4 protein-coding genes, 1 tRNA gene and 1 pseudogene are annotated in these 5,154 nt (G+C 54.6%); 4 read left to right on the forward strand and 2 right to left on the reverse strand.

Going from position 1 to position 5,154, the window contains the following annotated elements; all coding sequences use genetic code 11:
- The first annotated feature begins 61 nt into the window (after nt 1–61).
- From ACLL9E_RS05555 to msrA, 4 genes are all read left to right on the forward strand, one after another.
- Nucleotides 62–135 (forward strand) — tRNA-Gly (locus ACLL9E_RS05555).
- A gap of 14 nt (nt 136–149) precedes the next feature.
- Nucleotides 150–1,901: an aminodeoxychorismate synthase component I gene (gene pabB / locus ACLL9E_RS05560; protein WP_411290749.1), complete on the forward strand. Its 1,752-nt coding sequence runs from the start codon at nt 150–152 to the stop codon at nt 1,899–1,901.
- Nucleotides 1,902–1,968: 67 nt separating this feature from the next.
- Complete coding sequence (locus ACLL9E_RS05565) at nt 1,969–3,171, forward strand: pyridoxal phosphate-dependent aminotransferase (protein ID WP_411290751.1); 1,203 nt, start codon at nt 1,969–1,971, stop codon at nt 3,169–3,171.
- Nucleotides 3,172–3,456: 285 nt separating this feature from the next.
- Nucleotides 3,457–4,158 (forward strand): peptide-methionine (S)-S-oxide reductase MsrA, encoded by a 702-nt coding sequence (gene msrA / locus ACLL9E_RS05570; protein WP_411290750.1) that lies wholly within the window; start codon nt 3,457–3,459, stop codon nt 4,156–4,158.
- Nucleotide 4,159: 1 nt separating this feature from the next.
- Here msrA and ACLL9E_RS05575 read toward each other — a convergent pair whose 3' ends face one another.
- Together ACLL9E_RS05575 and ACLL9E_RS05580 are read right to left on the reverse strand one after the other, a co-directional pair.
- Nucleotides 4,160–4,786 (reverse strand): trimeric intracellular cation channel family protein, encoded by a 627-nt coding sequence (locus ACLL9E_RS05575; RefSeq protein WP_411290752.1) that lies wholly within the window; start codon nt 4,784–4,786, stop codon nt 4,160–4,162.
- Nucleotides 4,786–5,154 (reverse strand): annotated as a pseudogene (locus tag ACLL9E_RS05580) (dihydrolipoyl dehydrogenase); the annotation flags it as partial. The gene ACLL9E_RS05575 and the pseudogene ACLL9E_RS05580, both read right to left, overlap by 1 nt.

The following is a 5,154-nucleotide window of genomic DNA, read 5'->3' on the forward strand; positions in this document are numbered from 1 at the left end:
AAGGGCTGAATTTTGCGTACTGGCCAATTCAATCACCGCAGGTTAAAAAGCATGTCGTCGCGCGGGTGTAGCTCAATGGCAGAGCAGCAGCTTCCCAAGCTGAATACGGGGGTTCGATTCCCCTCACCCGCTCCATATATGGACAAGCAGTGATCCCGGTTGAGGGCCCGTTTGTGTTGCTGGATGACGCAAGGGCACAGGGTGCGTCACCTGCGCGACTGTACGCCGACCCCGTCGAAATACTGACCGCGCAAAGTGGTGATGAAATCGAAGCGCTGCTGGGTGCGCTCCGGCAAGCGCGCCGCGATGGCCTGCATGCGGCAGGTTTCTTGAGCTATGAGGCGGGGGGCCACTTCTTGCCCAATCTTCCGCGCGAAGCCAATGGCCTGCGCGCTTGGTTTGGACTCTTCAAGGATTTCAGTGAGATACCAACTGACGTCGTGACTTCAATTTTACCTGACCCAGCGGGGTCATGGCTTTCGGAGCTTCGTCCGAACATATCGCGGGCGGATTATGCCCGCGCTTTCGCAACCGTACAGGAATATATTCAGGCAGGCGATATCTATCAGGCCAATCTGACATTCTCACTGTCGGCAAATTATGCCGGTGATCCGCTGGCTTTATATGCCGCGATGCGCATGCAAGCGAGCGCGGGTTATGGCAGTGTCATCTGGACAGGCGAGACGCATTATCTGTCCTTTTCGCCCGAACTGTTTTTTATATTGCAAGGCAACAGGATTACAACCAAGCCGATGAAAGGGACTGCGCAACGGCAGGCGGATCCGCAGTTGGACGCGCAAGTTGCAGAAGCGTTGCGATCTGATCCCAAGCAACGTGCCGAAAATTTGATGATTGTCGACCTGCTGCGCAATGATTTGTCCCGGGTCTGCGCCGCGGGCACGGTGGCGGTGCCAGAGCTTTTTCGCATCGAGAGCTATCCCACGGTGCATCAGATGACCTCAACCGTCACGGGCTTGTTGGACGAAGGCGCAGATGCCGTTGACGTCATAAAGTCTTTATTCCCATGCGGTTCTATTACTGGAGCGCCCAAGATTCGGGCGATGCAGGTCCTGGAAGATGTCGAAATGGACCCGCGAGGCATTTATTGCGGGTCGATTGGCCGAATTGACGACAATGGCGACGCGCTATTCAACGTTGCTATTCGAACTTTTACTGTGTGCGATGCAACAAAATCGCTCTCGTTTGGCTTAGGCTCGGGGATTGTGGCCGATTCCAGCGAAGGCGACGAATGGGCTGAATGTCTGGCCAAAGGGGATTTCGCGAAGGTGCATAACTACGCGTTTGATCTTATCGAAACGATGCGTTTTGAACCCATGGCGGGGATATTGCGTCTTGAGCAACATCTTGAACGTATGAAGACCAGCGCGCTGTTTTTTGGCTTCGAATTTGACCGGCACGAATTACGAAACCGCCTGCATGCAAGTATCTTCCATCTTGAGACGTTGTCAAAAATTCGTCTCATGGTGTCGCGGCATGGCGCGCAGGCTGTAGAGATATGGCCACTCGAAGATGTTGTCGAATGGCGTGTCGGCATCGTACCGCTTCCCGTCAACGCCAGTGACTTCAGATTACGTCACAAGCTGAGTGATCGTGCATTTTACGACGATGCGCGCAAGGCCCGAACGGATTGTGACGAGGTGGTCTTTGTTGGTGCCGACGGCTTGCTTACCGAGGGCAGCATCACTGCTTTGTTTGTCGAACGCGACGGCAAATTGCTGACGCCGCGCCTCGACACGGGTCTGCTCCCGTCGATATTGTGCCGCGAACTGCTGGAGTCAGGGCAGGCGCAAGAGGCGGATCTGAGGATTGAGGATCTGGCCGACGGATTTCTGGTCGGGAATAGCCTGCGTGGATTAATAAAAGGCAATAGGGTTGCGTAACAATTGGTGACGCATTACGGGCAGATACGCAATTTCTGTTCAAAATTTCCGCGAAAGTAAGATGATGATTGACCATCTGTCGGCTGCCCTCGGGCGCATTGCTCCGTCTGCGACGCTTGCCATGTCAGGGCGGGTGATTGACCTGAAATCACAAGGGGTCGATGTTATCGGCCTGTCTGCGGGAGAGCCCGATTTCGACACGCCCAACTTCGTTAAGGATGCAGCCATTCAGGCGATCCGCGACGGGAAGACGAAATATACGGCAGTTGATGGCATTGCTCCACTCAAGCAGGCCATTATCGACAAGTTCAAGCGCGACAACAACATCGATTATACACCGAAGCAAATTACCGTGAATTCGGGCGGGAAGCATACGTTGTTCAACGCGTTGGTTGCGACAATCGATAAGGGCGACGAAGTTATCATTCCCGCGCCTTATTGGGTGAGTTATCCCGACATCGTCCAATTTGCGGGGGGGACACCCGTAATCGTCATGGCGAGCGCGGCGCAAAATTACAAAATGACTCCAGAGCAGCTGGAAGCAGCCATCACGGCCAAGACCCGGTGGTTGATCCTGAACTCACCGTCTAACCCGACTGGGGCAGCTTATGATGCAGCAGAACTCAAGGCACTTGGCGCGGTGTTGCTGAGGCATCCGCATGTCATGCTGCTGTCCGACGACATGTATGAGCATATCTGGTATGCGCCAGAGCCGTTTGCGACCATGCTTCAGGTGTGTCCCGACCTTTATGATCGCACATTGACCATGAATGGCGCTTCCAAGTCCTATGCCATGACGGGTTGGCGCATTGGCTATGCAGGTGGTCCGGCTTGGCTCATCAAGGCGATGGCGGATTTGCAGTCACAATCGACCAGCAACCCTTGCTCCATCAGTCAGTATGCCGTGCTCGCCGCGTTGAACGGCCCGCAGGACTTTTTGCGCGAACGCAATACGGCTTTCCGCGAGCGAAGGGACCTTGTGGTAGCAATGCTGAACGATGCGCCGGGGCTCAGCTGCCCGACACCCGAAGGTGCATTTTATGTTTATCCGGACGCGACTGGCGTAATGGGTAAGACCACGTCTCAGGGGAAAAAAATCCAAACAGACGCCGATCTCATCGACTATTTCCTTGATGAATACCGTGTGGCCGCCGTGCATGGCGCCGCCTTTGGCTTATCCCCCGGCTTTCGGATTTCGTACGCAACCTCACCCGACATATTGAAAGAAGCATGTACGCGCATCCAATCGGCCTGTGCTGCGTTGGTTTGAGTGAGAGCCAGACAGGGATATCCACACGTTAAGCCGCGAGTAATCGCAGGTCTGCTTGAAACCATTTGGAGTTGCAGAACGTAACTGTTTCAGCTTCCAAAAACGGTGGCGAGAAAAAGAGACACATAATGGATGGAATTTTCAACTTTCTGCGGTCAGATCTTTTCCTTAGTCTGATGGGCGGCTTTGCCCTTGGCGCGGCTGGTTTGGCATTAGTTCAACCCGCAACCGCTAAAGCTAGCGCTAACGGATCGTCGCATTCTATTTCCATTGAAGGCCCATCTTATGAAACAGCGCAATTTAAACCGTAAGCGTTTTGCCCGTTTGCTGAGCGTCGCGGCTATTTTGAGCCTCGCAACTGCATGCGGGTCTGATATAGTCACGCCGATCGGAAGCGCGCATGCAGCGGAAGGCATTCGCATAGCTGCGCCTGCCACACGCATCGTTGAACCCAAAGGTCAGCAGGTTGCGATATTTGCCGGAGGCTGTTTCTGGGGTGTTGAAGCGGTATTTGAAGGAGTTAAAGGCGTGACTCGCGTGGAGTCGGGCTATTCGGGTGACACAAAATCGAATGCGGACTATGATCTGGTCAGCGCAGCGGTGACTAAGCATGCCGAGTCAGTGCGTATCTATTATAACCCTGCTATCGTGAGTTATAATGATTTGCTGCACATCTTTTTTTCCGTGGCGCATGATCCAACGCAGCTTAACCGGCAGGGACCAGATCGCGGGAAGCAATATCGCACGGCTATTTTCCCGGCCAATACGGCGCAGCGACAGGCGGCCCGTGGCTATATCGCGCAATTGAACAAGGCGGGTTATTGGAAGAACCCGATCGTTACGACAATCGAGGCTTTTAGCTTCTTTCCAGCCGAAACCTATCATCAGGATTTTATGGCGAAGAACCCGCGGCATCCTTACATCGTCCAGTGGGACAAACCCAAAATCGCCAATCTGAGCAGGCTTTTCCCGAACCGCGTTCGGTAATCTAGCCGCGATAGGCGGGGATTGCCCACCCCTTCCAAATCGCCATGGCGCGTAAGGCAAAGCCAGCCAGCGCACTGATGATAGCCGCGGGCAGGACGGGCAAGCCAAAGAATAACAAAAGCCCGAATAGCCCGGAGGCCAAAGCGGCGGCGGTGACGTAGATTTCAGGCTTCAATAAAATCGACGGCTCGCCTGCCAAAACGTCACGGATAATGCCGCCGACACATGCGGTGATCACCCCCATCATCATGGCGGGGATCATCGGTACGCCAAGCGTAAGCGATTTCCATGTGCCAAAGACCGCATAAATAGCGATGCCAACCGCATCGAACCAGTCAAGCGCGCGGGCATTCCAGAAGTTCTGGGGTGTTATCCAGACAAGCCCTGCAGTGACGAGGCACGTTGTCGCAAAGCGCCAGTCTTGCACCCAAAACACTGGCGCGCCAATCAACAAGTCGCGCACTGTCCCGCCACCAACGCCTGTAATGAGCGCGAAGAAGGAAAAGGTGACCAGAGTCTGGCGGCGTTGCGCAGCCGCCAACGCGCCGGACGCCGCAAAGACAGCGATACCAAATAGATCAAGCCATGAAATCATGGCAGGCGCGATTTGGGCCGCTTGGCTTACCATCACATATGGATCGGTTTGCCTGTCACTGCCATCGCCGCCTCCTTTAACGCCTCGGCATGAGTCGGGTGCGCGTGGCAGGTGTAAGCGATGTCTTCGGACGTCGCGCCAAATTCCATTGCGGTCACAGCTTCGGCAATCATACTACCGGCAATCGAGGCAATGATGTGCACGCCTAAAACGCGGTCGGTCTTGGCATCGGCAATCACTTTCACGAAACCATCAGTATCGCGGTTTGTCTTTGCACGGCTGTTCGCCATCATCGGGAATTTGCCAACCTTGACCTCACTGCCCGATGCGGCGGCTTGCGCCTTTGCTTCTTCTTCTGTCAGGCCGATGCTGGCAATTTCAGGATAGGTGTAGACAACCCC

Source organism: Sphingorhabdus sp., assembly GCF_046596595.1.
Classification (GTDB): Bacteria; Pseudomonadota; Alphaproteobacteria; order Sphingomonadales; family Sphingomonadaceae; genus Sphingorhabdus_B.